Genomic DNA, 16,069 nt, shown 5'->3' with positions numbered 1-16,069 from the left:
CTTCCTCTGTGAAAATGAATTCGTGTTTTTATTTCTAATCTAAGATTACCAACGATAGTGAGCAAATGCTTTGTTTGCTTCAGCCATCTTATGAGTATCTTCGCGTTTCTTAACAGCTGCGCCTGTATTGTTAGCAGCATCCATGATTTCGTTAGCAAGACGCTCTTCCATCGTTTTCTCTCCGCGAGAACGTGAATATTGAACTAACCAACGAAGACCAAGTGTTGTACGACGTTCTGGACGAACTTCTACCGGTACTTGGTAGTTTGCACCACCAACACGACGTGCGCGTACCTCAAGTAGTGGCATAATGTTCTTCATAGCTTGTTCGAACACTTCCATCGGTTCATTTCCAGTACGTTCTTGCACTAGGTTAAATGCATTGTAAAGAATAGTTTGTGCTGTACCTCTCTTACCATCAATCATAACCTGATTGATTAAGCGAGTGATAAGTTTTGAATTGTAAATCGGGTCAGGCAGAACATCTCTGCGTGCGACTGGTCCTTTACGTGGCATAAAATTCCCTCCTCTCAAATCTCATTAATTAATATAAAATTATGCCGCATTATTTTTTAGGTCGTTTTGTACCATATTTAGAACGGCCTTGCATACGACCTTCTACGCCTGCAGTGTCAAGCGCACCACGAACGATATGATAACGTACACCCGGTAAGTCCTTTACACGTCCGCCACGGATAAGTACAACGCTATGTTCTTGTAGGTTGTGTCCGATACCAGGGATGTAAGCAGTTACCTCGATACTGTTAGTCAAACGTACACGAGCATATTTACGAAGCGCTGAGTTCGGCTTCTTTGGCGTCATAGTACCTACACGTGTACATACACCACGTTTTTGTGGAGAAGAAAGGTTTGTTTGAACCTTCTTCATGCTGTTGTACCCTTTATTTAGGGCTGGTGAGTCAGATTTCTTTGACTTGCTAGTACGACCTTTGCGTACAAGCTGATTAATAGTAGGCATTAAATTGTCCTCCCTTCATCTTTTATATTTAAGCCCACACATCCAGGTGGTTCATAATAGAGTAAAAACAAAGTTTTTGTAAGGCGGAGTTCCGCCTTACAAAAACGTATCTACTCTTTTATTGCAACTGCTGCCGCACCGACGTCAATCCCACAGGCTTTTCCAAGCTTCTTCATAGATTTGACGATAATAACCGGTACTTCCTTTTCATCTGCTGCAGTTTTCACTTTATCTGTCACATGCCGATCGGCATCTTCGGCGATGATGACTTCAGATACTTCATTGTTGCGTAAAGCTTTCAATGTTTGCTTCGTACCAATAATCAACTGGCTGTTTGCCTGTGATACTTTTTCATAAGACATTCAGTACATCCTCCAAAGCACCAGGTTTTGAAGCACCTTGAATATAATAACACTCTTAAAACAGCAATGTCAACTTCATTTCGTAAGATTTTTTTGTTATTCTACAGTAATTTCATCAGAAGAAATTGTCTCTTCTTCATGCTGTTTTACAACATCAATCTTACGATAACGGTTCATCCCTGTACCAGCAGGAACAAGCTTACCAATGATAACATTCTCTTTCAATCCAAGCAATTCATCGCGTTTTCCTTTGATTGCAGAATCAGTAAGGACACGAGTTGTTTCTTGGAAGGATGCAGCAGACAAGAAGGAGTCTGTTTCAAGAGATGCTTTTGTAATACCTAACAACACTGGACGTCCACTTGCTGGTTGGCCACCTTTAGCCAATACTTCTCGATTTGCTTCTTTAAATTGATGAATTTCAAGAAGTGAGCCTGGTAATACTTCCGTATCACCTGCATCCACAACGCGAATCTTACGAAGCATTTGGCGAACCATTACTTCAACGTGCTTATCACCAATTTCTACACCTTGCATACGGTATACTTTTTGAACCTCACGAAGCAAGTATCTTTGAACGCCGTCGATACCTTGAACTTTAATTAGTTCTTTCGGATCAACTGAACCTTCTGTAAGCTCTTGTCCTGCTTCAACTTGTTCACCTTCCGCAACTTTAACACGGGAACCGTATGGCGCAGTGTATGTGCGTGATTCAACTTCACCTTTTACGATGATTTCTTGTTTTTCTTTCACTTCACTAACAGCCGTTACTTCACCGTCAATTTCACTGATAACAGCCTGACCTTTCGGGTTACGAGCCTCGAATAGCTCTTGGATACGCGGTAAACCTTGCGTAATATCGTCACCAGCAACCCCGCCGGTATGGAATGTACGCATTGTTAACTGTGTACCTGGTTCCCCGATGGATTGTGCTGCGATAATACCGACAGCTTCTCCTACCTCTACTTCTGAACCAGTAGCTAGGTTACGGCCGTAACACTTTTTACATACGCCGTGACGAGTGTCACAACTAAATGCAGAGCGGATGACCATTTCCTCGATGCCAGCCTCAACAATTTGTTCAGCTATTTCTTCAGTGATAAGGTCATTTCGTTTTATTAAAATTTCATTCGTTTCAGGATGACGAACTGTTTCGAATGAATAGCGACCTAATAGACGTTCCAGTAGACTTTCGATGACTTCTGTACCATCTTTAAGAGATTTAACAGGTAAGCCACGGTCTGTTCCGCAATCTTCTTCACGGACAATAACATCTTGGGCAACGTCAACAAGACGACGAGTAAGATAACCAGAGTCAGCTGTCTTAAGTGCAGTATCGGCAAGACCTTTACGTGCACCATGTGTAGAAATAAAGTATTCCAACACAGTTAAGCCTTCTCGGAAACTTGATTTGATTGGTAACTCAATGATTCGACCAGATGGATTGGCCATCAAACCACGCATACCTGCAAGCTGTGTAAAGTTTGATGCGTTACCACGGGCACCAGAGTCACTCATCATAAAGATCGGGTTCGTTTTATCCAAGGATTTCATTAGCTTACCTTGGATAACGTCTTTTGCGTCTGTCCAGATAGAAATAACGCGATTATAACGCTCATCTTCCGTAATAAGACCACGCTTAAATTGTTTCATTACTCTCGTTACTTTTGTCTCAGCTTCATCAAGGATCTCTTGTTTTTCACCTAGTACTACGATGTCAGATACACCAATTGTGATACCTGCTTTCGTAGAATACTTAAAGCCAAGATCTTTCATACGGTCAAGCATCTTAGATGTTTCAATGATTTTGAAGCGTTTAAAGACCTCTGCAATGATGTCTCCTAAGATACCTTTCTTAAATGGCTTCACTTCTTCGCGGTTTTTGAACTCTTCTTTAACGTTAACATCTCTAGCAACAAAGTATTTAGATGGCGTGCTTTGTTCTAAGTTTTCTCTTGTCGGTTCATTAATGTATGGGAATGAAGACGGCAAGATTTCGTTAAAGATAAGTTTACCCACTGTTGTTAACAGCAGCTGCTTGTTCTGTTCATCCGTAAATGTTGGATTATTAAGGGAGCCAGCATCAACTGCAACACGTGTATGCAAGTGAGCATAACCGTTTTGATAAGCAAGTAAAGCTTCATTAATATCTTTGAAAATCATACCTTCGCCAACTGCATCTTTACGTTCAAGTGTCAAATAGTAGTTACCTAACACCATATCCTGTGATGGCGTAACAACTGGCTTACCATCTTTCGGGTTCAAGATGTTTTGAGCTGCAAGCATAAGAAGACGCGCTTCTGCTTGAGCTTCTGCTGAAAGTGGCACGTGAACCGCCATTTGGTCTCCATCAAAGTCCGCATTATATGCCGTACAAACTAGTGGGTGAAGACGGATTGCGCGGCCTTCTACTAGTGTAGGTTCAAATGCTTGAATACCAAGACGGTGCAACGTTGGTGCACGGTTAAGAAGAACCGGGTGTTCCTTGATTACTTCTTCAAGAACATCCCAAACTTCTGGATGGATGCGCTCGATTTTTCGTTTCGCACTCTTAATGTTATGTGCTTGCCCTCTTTCAACAAGTTCTTTCATTACGAATGGCTTGAATAGTTCAAGCGCCATTTCTTTCGGAAGACCACATTGGTACATCTTCAAGTTAGGGCCTACTACGATTACCGAACGTCCTGAATAGTCAACACGCTTACCAAGTAAGTTCTGACGGAAGCGCCCTTGCTTACCTTTTAGCATGTGAGATAGTGATTTAAGAGGTCTATTACCAGGACCAGTTACCGGACGACCGCGACGACCGTTATCAATTAATGCATCTACAGCTTCTTGGAGCATACGCTTTTCGTTTTGAACGATAATGCTTGGCGCTCCCAAGTCTAATAAACGCTTCAAACGGTTGTTACGGTTAATAACACGACGGTATAAATCATTCAAGTCAGAAGTTGCAAAACGGCCACCATCTAACTGAACCATTGGACGTAATTCTGGTGGAATAACCGGAAGTACATCAAGGATCATCCATGATGGATCATTTCCTGAGTTACGGAATGCTTCAAGAACTTCCAAACGTTTAATCGCACGAGTACGACGTTGCCCTTGTGCTGTTTTCAGTTCTTCTTTAAGCATGTCTACTTCTTTATCAAGGTCTGTATCCTTTAGAAGCTTACGAATAGCTTCTGCACCCATTTGAGCTTGGAATGTTTGACCATATTTATCACGGTATGTGCGAAATTCTTTTTCAGACAACAATTGCTTCTTCTCAAGCGGCGTATCTCCAGGTTCAGTTACTACATATGAAGCAAAGTAGATAACTTCTTCCAATGCACGCGGGGACATGTCTAACGCAAGACCCATACGGCTTGGAATACCTTTGAAATACCAGATATGAGACACAGGGGCAGCAAGCTCAATGTGCCCCATACGGTCTCGACGTACTTTTGATTTCGTTACTTCTACGCCACAACGGTCACAAACAACACCTTTATAACGGACACGTTTGTACTTACCGCAGTGACATTCCCAGTCTTTTGTAGGACCGAAAATCCGTTCACAGAACAAACCATCTTTTTCTGGTTTCAGCGTACGATAGTTGATCGTTTCAGGTTTTTTCACTTCGCCATAGGACCATGACCGGATTTTGTCCGGTGAAGCAAGACCGATTTTCATATATTCGAAGTTATTTACATCTAGCAAGGGGCCTACCTCCCTTTTAGTCTCCAGGTTTTACCCTTATTGCTGATTTGTCAAATTCAACTTATCCGCTGACTGTTGGTCGTCTTCATCTAGTTCACGCATTTCAATTTCTTCTTCATCGCTAGAAAGCATCTTAACATCCATACCAAGACTCTGAAGTTCTTTAATTAATACTTTGAAGGACTCAGGAACGCCTGGCTCTGGGACGTTTTCGCCTTTTACAATTGATTCATATGTTTTCACGCGGCCGACGACGTCGTCAGACTTAACAGTGAGAATTTCCTGCAATGTATATGCTGCACCATATGCTTCAAGTGCCCATACCTCCATCTCACCAAAACGCTGTCCACCGAACTGTGCTTTACCACCGAGCGGCTGTTGCGTAACAAGTGAGTAAGGACCTGTTGAACGAGCATGAAGTTTATCATCTACCATGTGTGCAAGTTTAATCATGTACATGACACCGACAGATACACGGTTATCAAATGGCTCTCCAGTACGGCCATTGTAAAGGACCGTCTTCGCGTCACGTGACATGCCAGCTTCTTCTAATGTTTCCCAAACATCTTCTTCACGCGCACCATCAAATACTGGTGAAGCAACATGAATTCCTAGTTGACGAGCAGCCATACCAAGATGAAGCTCAAGTACCTGACCGATGTTCATACGTGATGGTACCCCAAGTGGGTTCAACATGATGTCGATTGGCGTACCGTCTGGAAGATAAGGCATATCTTCTTCTGGAAGAATACGTGAGATAACACCTTTGTTACCATGTCGTCCGGCCATTTTATCCCCTTCAGAAATCTTACGCTTCTGAACGATATAAACACGGACAAGCTGGTTCACACCTGGTGGTAATTCATCGCCATCTTCGCGGTTGAAAATCTTAACATCAAGTACAATACCGCCACCACCGTGTGGTACACGTAGAGAAGTATCACGCACTTCACGAGCTTTTTCACCGAAGATTGCATGTAGTAAACGCTCTTCTGCTGTTAGTTCTGTTACACCTTTTGGCGTTACTTTACCAACAAGCAAATCACCATCAGAAACTTCTGCACCAACACGGATAATTCCACGTTCATCTAGGTTGCGTAATGCATCCTCACCAACGTTTGGAATATCACGTGTAATTTCTTCTGGTCCAAGCTTTGTATCACGAGCTTCAGATTCATATTCTTCAATATGAATAGATGTATACACATCATCTTTCACAAGACGTTCACTCATGATGATTGCATCCTCGTAGTTGTAGCCATCCCATGTCATGAAACCTACAAGTACGTTACGTCCAAGTGCTAATTCCCCGTCCTCCATTGAAGGACCATCTGCAAGGATTTCTCCTTTTGTTACACGGTTTCCTGTGCTTACGATTGGGCGTTGGTTATAGCATGTACCTTGGTTCGAACGGATGTATTTTTGTAATTCATACTTGTGAAGGTCACCACGTACTTCCTGTCCATCAATCTCTTTGATTTCACGAACATATACGTTACGAGCTTCAACGCGCTCAACGATACCTTCATGCTTACAAATAACAGCAGCACCAGAGTCTTTACCTGATACATATTCCATACCTGTACCAACGATTGGCGCTTCCGGACGCATAAGTGGAACAGCTTGACGCTGCATGTTCGCACCCATCAATGCACGGTTGGAGTCATCGTTTTCCAAGAAAGGAATACACGCAGTCGCTGCAGAAACAACCTGCTTTGGCGATACGTCCATGTAATCAAGGTTTTCTCGTTTTACAAGTGTGTTTTCACCACGGAAACGAGCAACGACTTCTTCGTCGATAAATGAACCATCCTCACCTAAGCGCGCATTCGCTTGGGCTACTACATAATGGTCTTCTTCATCTGCTGTTAAGTAATCGATTTGAGCTGTAACTTTACCTGTTTCAGGGTCAACTCTACGATATGGTGTTTCAATAAAACCAAATTTGTTTACTTTCGCATAAGATGAAAGTGAGTTAATCAACCCAATGTTTGGACCCTCAGGTGTTTCAATCGGGCACATACGACCGTAGTGAGAATAGTGAACGTCACGAACTTCGAAGCCTGCACGCTCACGAGTTAAACCACCAGGTCCTAGTGCTGATAAACGACGTTTATGTGTTAATTCCGCAAGTGGATTCGTTTGGTCCATGAACTGAGACAACTGAGAGCTTCCGAAGAACTCTTTAATTGAAGCAATTACTGGACGAATGTTGATAAGCGCTTGCGGCGTAATTGCATTGGTATCTTGAATTGACATACGCTCACGGATAACACGTTCCATACGAGATAACCCGATGCGGAATTGGTTTTGAAGCAACTCCCCTACTGAACGTAAGCGACGGTTACCAAGATGGTCAATATCATCTGTTCCGCCTACTCCATGCAATAAGTTAAAGAAATAACTAATTGATGAAATAATATCAGCTGGCGTAATGTTTTTAATACCTTTTTCGATATTACCGTTACCGATAATATTGATTGTTTGCTCGCCTTCTTGGTCGTTTGGAGCATACGTTTTGATCGATTGAATGTCGATTTCCTCTTCCACAACACCACCATGTGGAGCGACACGACGGAAACCTACCCCGTTTTCCAGGTGTTCAAGAATTCGATCTAATGCTCGACGCTCAAGCAATGTACCTGCTTCAGCAATAATCTCACCTGTTTCAGGATCAACTAATGACTCAGCAAGACGTTGGTTAAATAAGCGATTCTTAATATGAAGCTTCTTATTAATCTTATAACGTCCAACATTTGCTAAATCATAGCGCTTCGGGTCAAAGAAGCGTGATTCAAGCAAACTTTTTGCGTTGTCCACTGTAGGAGGTTCCCCTGGACGTAGACGCTCGTAGATTTCAAGAAGTGCTTTGTCAGAGTTCTCTGTGTTGTCTTTTTCTAGTGTGTTCTTTAAGTATTCATTCTCGCCAATTAGATCGATGATTTCTTGATCAGACCCAAACCCAAGTGCACGCAAAAGTACCGTAATCGGCAATTTCCGAGTACGATCAATGCGGACATATACAACATCTTTGGCATCTGTTTCGTATTCAAGCCACGCACCACGGTTTGGAATAACGGTAGCTGTAAAACCTTTTTTACCGTTTTTATCGACCTTACTGCTGTAATAGACGCTCGGTGAACGAACAAGCTGCGAAACAATTACACGCTCTGCACCATTAATAATGAACGTACCTGTTTCAGTCATCAGTGGGAAGTCACCCATGAATACTTCCTGTTCCTTCACTTCGCCTGTCTCTTTATTGATCAACCGCACCTTGACACGCAATGGTGCAGAGTAAGTTACGTCGCGTTGTTTCGCCTCCGCCACTGAGTACTTTGGCTCTCCCAAGCTGTAATCGATAAACTCTAATGAGAGGTTGCCTGTAAAGTCCTCAACCGGAGAAATATCCTGAAACATTTCCCGTAAACCCTCATCAAGAAACCATTGATAAGATGCAGTTTGAATTTCAATTAGATTTGGAAGTTCCAATACTTCACTGATTCGTGCATAACTTCTACGTTGGCGGTGGCGTCCGTACTGAACTAGTTGACCTGTCAACTGATTCACCCCTCAAGTAAAGCATTATTAAAGGGAAAAACCCAATTTACCAGAAAGGGCACTTTCCCAAGATTACAGCCCGTTGACATGATGAACAAATTATAGAGTTTGCTATTACACTCTTTCCCTTTGACACTCTTGTACAACCACCTATCATTGTCTCAAAATAATTGGTAAGTTTTGAAGACATCCTTCATTAATTTCTTATAAAAAGGTATAATAGGGTTGTAGCAAAAATAACGTCGCAATGAGTTTTGTTTTAGACACTCATTTTCGGGCTATTATTCAATGTAGTTAACGGGCAAAAATATGATGTTTCTAAATTAAAAAAACTTGTTGCTAAAGGCAAATAACGCCTCATAAATAGATATTTTTGGTGATTTTACCATGATACCCAATTCCGTTATATTTTATACATTAAAAATATAACTTAAGAAGCATTGCTTCATTGGCATTTTATAATATTACCATATATAAAAATTCAGATCAAGATTTTATTGCACGAATAATATAGTAGCCTTTTTTCTTTTTGAGGACTTCCACTTCTGAATAAATCTTCTCTAACTTTTCAAGGGCCGATGGTGCTCCTTGTTTCTTCTGAATAACAACCCAGAGTTCACCTTGTTCTTCTAAATATCCAAATGCCTCTTCAAATATTTGATGAACAACTTGTTTCCCAGCACGAATAGGAGGATTCGTTAGAATGGCTGCGAATTTTCTGCCTTGCATTTCTGAAAAGACATCGCTCGGAAACACTTCCACATTACTTACTTGATTCTCTTCAGCATTTTGCTTCGCTAACTCAATCGCACGTTCATTAATATCACTCATAACAATATTTCTCGCTGGAAACGATTTGGCTAATGCTAAACCTACAGGTCCATACCCGCAACCGATATCCAACAATTCACCTGAAATGCTCGGCTCCTCGAACAACTCAATTAATAAACGCGATCCGAAATCCACTTCTTGCTTAGAAAAAACTCCTCGATCAGAATGGAAGGTAAACGTGAAACCTCTTAGTTGATAGGAAAAAGAGAATGGCTCACGAGCAGATGAGGGACGATTAGAAAAATAGTGTTCCGTCATTCAATTCACCTTCTGGTAACTATGAGTAGTGGTGTAGCTGAAATTGATTCTTTCATAAAAACAACAAGTAAAGAAAAAGCCCGCTGATTCAGCGAGCTTTTTTCTATACCAACAACAATTACTTAACTTCTACAGAAGCTCCAACTTCTTCTAGCTTGCCTTTAAGCTCTTCAGCTTCTTCTTTAGCAACGCCTTCTTTGATTGCTTTTGGAGCGTTATCAACAAGTTCTTTCGCTTCTTTAAGACCAAGGCCTGTGATTTCACGAACAACTTTGATAACTTTGATTTTTGAGCTTCCTGCATTTTCAAGAACAACGTCGAATTCAGTTTGCTCTGCAGCAGCTTCTCCGCCTGCAGCGCCACCTGCAACCGCTACTGGAGCAGCAGCAGTTACGCCGAATTCTTCCTCGATTGCTTTTACAAGATCGTTAAGATCTAAAACTGACATTTCTTTAATCGCTTCAATGATTTGCTCTTTTGACATTTTAAAATCCTCCTTAATAAAATGGTGTTTAGTATTTATCCGAAAGCAATGTTTTCGATTGTTTGAAGAAGTATACGCTTATGCGCCTTGTTCTTCTTTTTGGTCTGCCACTGCTTTTGTAGCAAGGGCAAAGTTACGCATAGGTGCTTGAAGCACGCTAAGCAACATAGAAAGTAGACCTTCGCGTGATGGAAGTTCTGCAAGAGCTTTAACCTCTTCTACAGACATGATTTTACCTTCCATAACACCAACCTTGAATTCAAGTGCCTCATGGTCTTTTGCGAAGTTGTTTAACACTTTTGCAGGTGCTACAACATCCTCTGTGCCAAATGCAACAGCTGTAGGACCGACAAGGTGCCCATTCAAGTCTGATAGTTCAACTTCATCTGCAGCGCGGCGAAGCATTGTGTTCTTGTATACTTTGAACTCAACGCCAGCTTCACGAAGTTGCTTACGAAGTTCAGTAACTTCTGCAACGTCTAGGCCACGGTAGTCTACAAAGATAGTTGTTTTGCTATCACGAAGTTTTTCAGCGATTTCGCCAACTAGAGTTTTCTTTTGTTCGATAATGCTGCTCATCCTTACACCTCCTGGTTTTAAAAATTACGATACCGTTTCAGTGTGTATATAAAAAGCCTCCATGTTTTCGTAGACATGGAGGCATCAAGGACACATCAGCTTAACAAGCTAACGTTCTATGATATACACCTCGGCAGGAAATTAAGCAAAGTTGCACCTGCTGTCTACGGTATAAAGCTATTCGTTTTCACACAACGACTCTTATTATACTTATAATTTATAGTAAAGTCAACGTTAGTTTGCAGAAACTACAGAAGAAACATCAACTTTGATACCAGGGCCCATTGTAGATGCGATTGATACGTTACGCATGTAAGTACCTTTTGAAGCAGCTGGTTTTGCTTTTTGGATTGTCTCAACAATCGCTTTGAAGTTCTCAGCAAGCTTTTCGTTATCGAAAGAAACTTTACCGATTGGAACATGGATGTTACCAGCTTTGTCTACACGGTATTCAACTTTACCAGCTTTGATGTCGTTGATTGCTTTTTCGACTTCGAACGTAACTGTTCCAGTCTTAGGGTTAGGCATTAGACCTTTTGGACCTAATACGCGACCAAGCTTACCAACTTCAGCCATCATGTCAGGAGTTGCTACAACTACATCAAAGTCGAACCAACCTTGGTTGATTTTGTTGATGTACTCTGCATCGCCAACATAGTCAGCGCCAGCAGCTTCTGCTTCTTTTGCTTTTTCACCTTTAGCGAATACAAGAACACGTTGTGTTTTACCTGTACCATGTGGCAATACCATCGCACCGCGGATTTGTTGATCTGCTTTCTTAGGGTCTACTCCCAAACGGAAAGCTGTTTCAACTGATTCATCAAACTTAGCAGTCGCTGTCTTCTTAACAAGCTCTACTGCTTCTTCTACTGGATAAGCTTTTGAACGGTCAACTAATTTTGTTAACTCAGCAAAGCGTTTACCTTTTTTAGCCATTATTATTTCCTCCTCAATTGTGGTTTTAACGGATTGACCTCCCACGTACAAGTCGCAATGAAAGCGACATGCAAACACCTCTTAGGGTGTCTCACTTATAGGGAAAATGTTCTGTTCATATATAAAGGTTGCGAAATAGCGATTCAGCTCATTCGCAACCTCTTATTCGCTTCATCTAATATCTTAAATATATTAGTCTTCCACGATGATACCCATGCTGCGGGCAGTACCTTCAACCATACGCATAGCTGCTTCAACGTCAGCAGCGTTAAGGTCAGGCATCTTAGTTTCAGCGATTTTGCGAACTTGGTCGCGTTTAACAGTCGCTACTTTGTTGCGGTTAGGCTCACCAGAACCTGACTCGATGCCAGCTTCTTTCTTAAGAAGCACTGCAGCAGGCGGGGTTTTAGTGATGAATGTAAATGAACGGTCTTCAAATACCGTAATTTCAACCGGGATAATCATACCTGCTTCATCAGCTGTGCGAGCATTGAACTCCTTACAGAATCCCATGATGTTAACACCAGCTTGACCAAGTGCAGGACCTACCGGTGGAGCTGGATTGGCTTTACCAGCAGGAATTTGTAGTTTTACAACCTTGATTACTTTTTTAGCCACGAGACACACCTCCTTAAGTCCGTGATGTGGTAATAGGGCTTTGCCCTCCCACTCTTATCTATGATCAGCCTCTTAATTTGAGACTTTTTACGAAACATCAAAATTTTATCATCATTTAATGATGAATGCAAGAACTTCTATTAAATCTTTTCGATTTGCGTGAAGTCAAGCTCTACAGGCGTTTCGCGCCCAAACATGCTGACGTGAACTTTTACTTTTTGCTTGTCCACATCTATTTCTTCAATCGAACCTGTGAAATCAGCGAAAGGACCTTCTGTTACTTTAACAGTCTCTTTCAACTCGAAATCAACTTCTGTCGACTTGTGTTCCATACCCATGCGCTTAAGAATAACATCAACCTCATCTGGTTGAAGCGGAATCGGTTTTGACCCAGATCCAGTTGAGCCAACGAATCCTGTTACCCCTGGTGTATTACGAACTACATACCAAGAATCGTCCGTCATGACTAATTCAGCTAGCACATAGCCCGGAAACACTTTACGTTTAACAACCTTGCGTTTACCGTTTTTCACTTCTGTTTCTTCTTCTTCCGGCACAACAATGCGGAAAATCTTATCCTGCATCCCCATTGATTCGACACGTTTTTCAAGATTGGCCTTTACTTTGTTTTCGTAACCGGAATACGTATGAACTACATACCAATTCTTTTCCATAACATAGGACAATCGCGTCCCTTCCCTCCTCAACGGTGTATCATCAGGAATATTTATTGCTAAACAGAAACCATCATTCTCGCGCTTTCAATGTTCTGCTATGTGTCTAGTTCGTCCGTCATTTCATAAGTAAAGAAACCCACAGTAAAAAAAGCCATCTCACAGGCTTTTTACCAAACTATTCCTGAAATATATTTTTCTATTATGCCAAAAACTGAGATGATTATTCAAGAATCAATCGAATTAACTCTGAAATTCCAAGGTCAACAACCGCAAAGTAGACCGCTACAAATGCCACTGTTGTAACAACCGTAATGGTATAGCGTGTCAATTCTTTCTTCTTCGGCCAACTAACCTTCTTCATCTCTCGGCCAACGTCTCGTAAAAATTGTGTAATCCGTTGCATCGACGTTACCTCCAAAAGCAAGTGGATGAACCCCTTCACCCTAATACGTGCATTTATTTCGTTTCACGGTGGTCGGTATGAGCATTACAGTGTTTGCAAAACTTCTTCATCATAAGACGTTCTGCGGTTTGTGTTGAATTCTTCATAGTTGAGTAGTTACGATTGTGGCAAACACCACAAGCTAACGTTACTTTTTTACGCATGGACGCACCATCCTGTAAATATAAATCCTCACTTAGAACAATGTATCATAGCTAAAAACAGCATGTCAACGCAACTTAGAGCTTAGAAAGTAATTTCTCTTAGCTCTAAGTAGCGCTCTAGCTTTCTCTTTACACGCTGCAACGCATTATCAATTGACTTGACGTGACGGTTTAGTTGAGCTGAAATTTCTTGGTACGAACGCCCATCCAAATACAGTGCCAGCACTTTACGTTCAAGGTCACTCAATAATTCAGCCATCTTCAATTCGATGTCATCAAACTTCTCTTGATTAATGATAACTTCCTCAGGGTCTAATACTTTGGCGCCCGAAATAACATCAAGCAATGTCCGATCTGACTCTTCATCGTAAATAGGCTTGTCCAAAGAAACATAAGAATTTAGCGGAATATGCTTCTGACGTGTTGCTGTCTTAATAGCCGTAATCATTTGACGAGTTATACATAGTTCTGCAAACGCTTTAAAGGAAGACAGCTTGTCCTCTTTAAAGTCACGAATCGCTTTATAAAGTCCAATCATTCCTTCTTGAACGATGTCTTCACGATCCGCTCCAATCAAGAAATACGAACGGGCTTTGGCGCGCACAAAATTCTTATACTTGTTAATCAAGTATTCTAGCGCGTCTGGCTCTCCTTCATGGACCTTTTCAACAATGACTTCATCCTCTAGTCTTTCAAAACGTTTTTGAAGATCCTCCTCGAGGCGTACGCTCACTTTTGCAATCCCCCCGACCACACTTGCGATAAATATAGAAATATTATACAGTGAAAGTTTCTACCTAGTCAACTATACATTATTTCCTTCTTCGCCATTTGTCAAGTTTCGCCAACGTTTCTGCATCAAATAATACCTTTCCTGACGGCTTACGTTCATTTTGCTCACGAACTCGCTCATTAATATTTTTCTTAGAACTTTCTACCTCTCGTAGTAATTCCATTGCTGGTATACGCAAGGCACCTTGCCCAAAAGTAACTCGCTGCTCTGTATAATCAGACGTGGCTACATAAACATTTAAACGTATATCTTTCTGAAGCTTGTGTGAAAGCTTTTCAATCCGTTCATCAGCTGTTTCTTTTTCTCGAGTATAGACTACTTCAACTTTTCCGGTACGCAATTTCTTTTCGATCCCAGGAACAAGGTGTGCGTCAAAAATTACGATAACTCTCTCTCCGGTAAAAGCTTGGTACTCCACTAATTCCTCGATTAACTTATCCCGAGCTGCCGCCAAGTCATATTGCTTTAACTTTCTAAGCGCTGGCCAAGCACCGATGATGTTATAGCCATCAACGATTAATACATTCATAGCTTTTACTCTCCGAGTGGATGGCGTTTACGATAAACCTCATACATAAGCAACCCTGCTGAGACAGATGCGTTTAGCGAAGTCACCTTTCCAGCCATTGGGATTGATAAGAGAAAATCGCATTTATCTCGAACTAAGCGATTCATCCCTTTACCTTCACTCCCAATTACAACTCCGAGCGGCATGTCCACACTCATTTGACGAAAGTCCTCTTTAGCAGATGCGTCTGTTCCTGCTATCCAGAAACCTTTTTCTTTTAGTTCATCAATTGTGCGGGCCATATTCGTAACACGAGCGACTGGAATATGCTCAATAGCCCCTGTTGATACTTTTGCTACAACACCTGTTAAGCCTACTGCCCGGCGCTTTGGAATAATTACCCCGTGTACGCCCACCGCATCTGCAGTACGAAGAATGGAACCAAGGTTATGCGGGTCTTCAATCTCGTCCAACAATAGAATAAACGGAACTTCGTTTCGCTCAGCTGCCAATTGAAACATATCCTCGACCTCAGCATATTGATAAGCAGCTACTGACGCCGCAACGCCTTGATGATTTCCACCGACAACTTGGTCGAGTTTTTTCTTCGGCACTTGCTGAACAATTGTGTTGGATTCTTTAGCGAGCTTTTGAATTTGTTGAGCCGCTGAACGTTGTATCCCTTCAGCAATCCAAACCTTATTGATATCCCGTCCTGCCCGCAGCGCTTCTAAGACAGGGTTCTTTCCAGCAATCCATTCTTTATCCATCTACACTCACCCCTTCTGTCTTTCCTTCGCAATTTCATAAGCTAGTCTCAGCAGCTCTTCTAACCGTTCCTCATGTTCAGACAAGTAGTGAAATCCAATTAACGATTCAAAAGCTGTACTGTACCGATATGTTTGCACATCTGTATTCTTAGGAATTGTGCCAGATTTAGCGTTTCTCCCTCTACGGACAACCGCTGTCTCTTCTTCTGATAATTGATTATCTTCAAGCAGGCGGTGAATAATCGCCGCCTGCGCCTTTGCTGAAACAAATTTCGTTGCTTCGCGATGAAGCTGATTTGGTCTCACTTGACCTGATTGCAACAACTGATAACGAATGAATTGCTCGTATACCGCATCACCCATATAAGCAAGCGCCAATGCATTTAATTGTTTTGCGTCAACCAT

At 41.7% G+C, this 16,069-nt stretch carries 17 protein-coding genes and 1 other annotated feature; all 17 genes read right to left on the bottom strand.

The genetic code is table 11. The annotated features are described in order from the left end of the window. Positions 1-45: 45 nt before the first annotated feature. The gene (gene rpsG, locus LC040_17320) at positions 46-516 is read right to left on the bottom strand and encodes a 30S ribosomal protein S7 (protein WLR50957.1); all 471 of its coding nucleotides are present in this window, start codon (positions 514-516) and stop codon (positions 46-48) included. Between the two features lie 49 nt (positions 517-565). Continuing rightward, on the bottom strand, positions 566-979 hold the full coding sequence (rpsL, locus tag LC040_17315; protein WLR50956.1) for a 30S ribosomal protein S12: 414 nt from the start codon (positions 977-979) through the stop codon (positions 566-568). Positions 980-1,089: 110 nt separating this feature from the next. Further along, on the bottom strand, positions 1,090-1,341 hold the full coding sequence (locus LC040_17310; protein WLR50955.1) for a 50S ribosomal protein L7ae-like protein: 252 nt from the start codon (positions 1,339-1,341) through the stop codon (positions 1,090-1,092). A gap of 96 nt (positions 1,342-1,437) precedes the next feature. Continuing rightward, positions 1,438-5,043, bottom strand: a complete 3,606-nt coding sequence (gene rpoC, locus LC040_17305) for a DNA-directed RNA polymerase subunit beta' (protein ID WLR50954.1) — start codon at positions 5,041-5,043, stop codon at positions 1,438-1,440. Between the two features lie 36 nt (positions 5,044-5,079). Beyond that, positions 5,080-8,604 carry a DNA-directed RNA polymerase subunit beta gene (gene rpoB / locus LC040_17300; protein WLR50953.1) on the bottom strand — a complete coding sequence of 1,175 codons (3,525 nt, stop codon included), beginning with the start codon at positions 8,602-8,604 and terminating at the stop codon, positions 5,080-5,082. Positions 8,605-9,090: 486 nt separating this feature from the next. Further along, positions 9,091-9,693, bottom strand: a complete 603-nt coding sequence (locus tag LC040_17295; GenBank protein WLR50952.1) for a class I SAM-dependent methyltransferase — start codon at positions 9,691-9,693, stop codon at positions 9,091-9,093. A 118-nt stretch (positions 9,694-9,811) separates the two neighbouring features. Beyond that, complete coding sequence (gene rplL / locus LC040_17290) at positions 9,812-10,177, bottom strand: 50S ribosomal protein L7/L12 (protein WLR50951.1); 366 nt, start codon at positions 10,175-10,177, stop codon at positions 9,812-9,814. Between the two features lie 78 nt (positions 10,178-10,255). Further along, the gene (rplJ, locus tag LC040_17285) at positions 10,256-10,756 is read right to left on the bottom strand and encodes a 50S ribosomal protein L10 (GenBank protein ID WLR50950.1); all 501 of its coding nucleotides are present in this window, start codon (positions 10,754-10,756) and stop codon (positions 10,256-10,258) included. Between the two features lie 40 nt (positions 10,757-10,796). Beyond that, positions 10,797-10,944 (bottom strand) — a sequence feature (ribosomal protein L10 leader region). Between the two features lie 46 nt (positions 10,945-10,990). Next, on the bottom strand, positions 10,991-11,692 hold the full coding sequence (gene rplA, locus LC040_17280) for a 50S ribosomal protein L1 (protein WLR50949.1): 702 nt from the start codon (positions 11,690-11,692) through the stop codon (positions 10,991-10,993). A 192-nt stretch (positions 11,693-11,884) separates the two neighbouring features. Next, positions 11,885-12,310: a 50S ribosomal protein L11 gene (gene rplK / locus LC040_17275; protein WLR50948.1), complete on the bottom strand. Its 426-nt coding sequence runs from the start codon at positions 12,308-12,310 to the stop codon at positions 11,885-11,887. 140 nt (positions 12,311-12,450) lie between these two features. Beyond that, positions 12,451-12,984 carry a transcription termination/antitermination protein NusG gene (nusG, locus tag LC040_17270; protein WLR53330.1) on the bottom strand — a complete coding sequence of 178 codons (534 nt, stop codon included), beginning with the start codon at positions 12,982-12,984 and terminating at the stop codon, positions 12,451-12,453. Positions 12,985-13,207: 223 nt separating this feature from the next. Next, positions 13,208-13,390, bottom strand: coding sequence for a preprotein translocase subunit SecE (gene secE, locus LC040_17265; GenBank protein ID WLR50947.1), 183 nt, complete (start codon positions 13,388-13,390; stop codon positions 13,208-13,210). Positions 13,391-13,443: 53 nt separating this feature from the next. Beyond that, positions 13,444-13,593, bottom strand: a complete 150-nt coding sequence (gene rpmG / locus LC040_17260) for a 50S ribosomal protein L33 (protein ID WLR50946.1) — start codon at positions 13,591-13,593, stop codon at positions 13,444-13,446. An 82-nt stretch (positions 13,594-13,675) separates the two neighbouring features. Further along, a complete protein-coding gene (gene sigH, locus LC040_17255) occupies positions 13,676-14,326 on the bottom strand; it encodes an RNA polymerase sporulation sigma factor SigH (GenBank protein ID WLR50945.1) in 651 nt (216 codons plus the stop codon). Positions 14,327-14,405: 79 nt separating this feature from the next. Beyond that, positions 14,406-14,915 carry an NYN domain-containing protein gene (locus LC040_17250; protein ID WLR50944.1) on the bottom strand — a complete coding sequence of 170 codons (510 nt, stop codon included), beginning with the start codon at positions 14,913-14,915 and terminating at the stop codon, positions 14,406-14,408. 5 nt (positions 14,916-14,920) lie between these two features. Continuing rightward, positions 14,921-15,664: a 23S rRNA (guanosine(2251)-2'-O)-methyltransferase RlmB gene (gene rlmB / locus LC040_17245; GenBank protein ID WLR50943.1), complete on the bottom strand. Its 744-nt coding sequence runs from the start codon at positions 15,662-15,664 to the stop codon at positions 14,921-14,923. Positions 15,665-15,670: 6 nt separating this feature from the next. Next, on the bottom strand, positions 15,671-16,069 hold the full coding sequence (locus LC040_17240) for a ribonuclease III domain-containing protein (protein ID WLR50942.1): 399 nt from the start codon (positions 16,067-16,069) through the stop codon (positions 15,671-15,673).

This window comes from Bacillus tianshenii (genome assembly GCA_020524525.2).
Classification (GTDB): Bacteria; Bacillota; Bacilli; order Bacillales; family Bacillaceae_N; genus Bacillus_AV.
Note: the sequence above shows the minus strand (reverse complement) of the source record. Positions and strands in the feature narration are given on the sequence as shown.

Coding starts and splice junctions, on each gene's coding strand:
- rpsG (WLR50957.1), bottom strand. CDS start 516: ATGCCACGTAAAGGACCAGTCGCACGCAGAGATGTTCTGCCTGACCCG.
- rpsL (WLR50956.1), bottom strand. CDS start 979: ATGCCTACTATTAATCAGCTTGTACGCAAAGGTCGTACTAGCAAGTCA.
- LC040_17310 (WLR50955.1), bottom strand. CDS start 1,341: ATGTCTTATGAAAAAGTATCACAGGCAAACAGCCAGTTGATTATTGGT.
- LC040_17295 (WLR50952.1), bottom strand. CDS start 9,693: ATGACGGAACACTATTTTTCTAATCGTCCCTCATCTGCTCGTGAGCCA.
- rplL (WLR50951.1), bottom strand. CDS start 10,177: ATGTCAAAAGAGCAAATCATTGAAGCGATTAAAGAAATGTCAGTTTTA.
- rplJ (WLR50950.1), bottom strand. CDS start 10,756: ATGAGCAGCATTATCGAACAAAAGAAAACTCTAGTTGGCGAAATCGCT.
- rplA (WLR50949.1), bottom strand. CDS start 11,692: ATGGCTAAAAAAGGTAAACGCTTTGCTGAGTTAACAAAATTAGTTGAC.
- nusG (WLR53330.1), bottom strand. CDS start 12,984: ATGGAAAAGAATTGGTATGTAGTTCATACGTATTCCGGTTACGAAAAC.
- secE (WLR50947.1), bottom strand. CDS start 13,390: ATGCAACGGATTACACAATTTTTACGAGACGTTGGCCGAGAGATGAAG.
- rpmG (WLR50946.1), bottom strand. CDS start 13,593: ATGCGTAAAAAAGTAACGTTAGCTTGTGGTGTTTGCCACAATCGTAAC.
- LC040_17250 (WLR50944.1), bottom strand. CDS start 14,915: ATGAATGTATTAATCGTTGATGGCTATAACATCATCGGTGCTTGGCCA.
- rlmB (WLR50943.1), bottom strand. CDS start 15,664: ATGGATAAAGAATGGATTGCTGGAAAGAACCCTGTCTTAGAAGCGCTG.
- LC040_17240 (WLR50942.1), bottom strand. CDS start 16,069: ATGGTTGACGCAAAACAATTAAATGCATTGGCGCTTGCTTATATGGGT.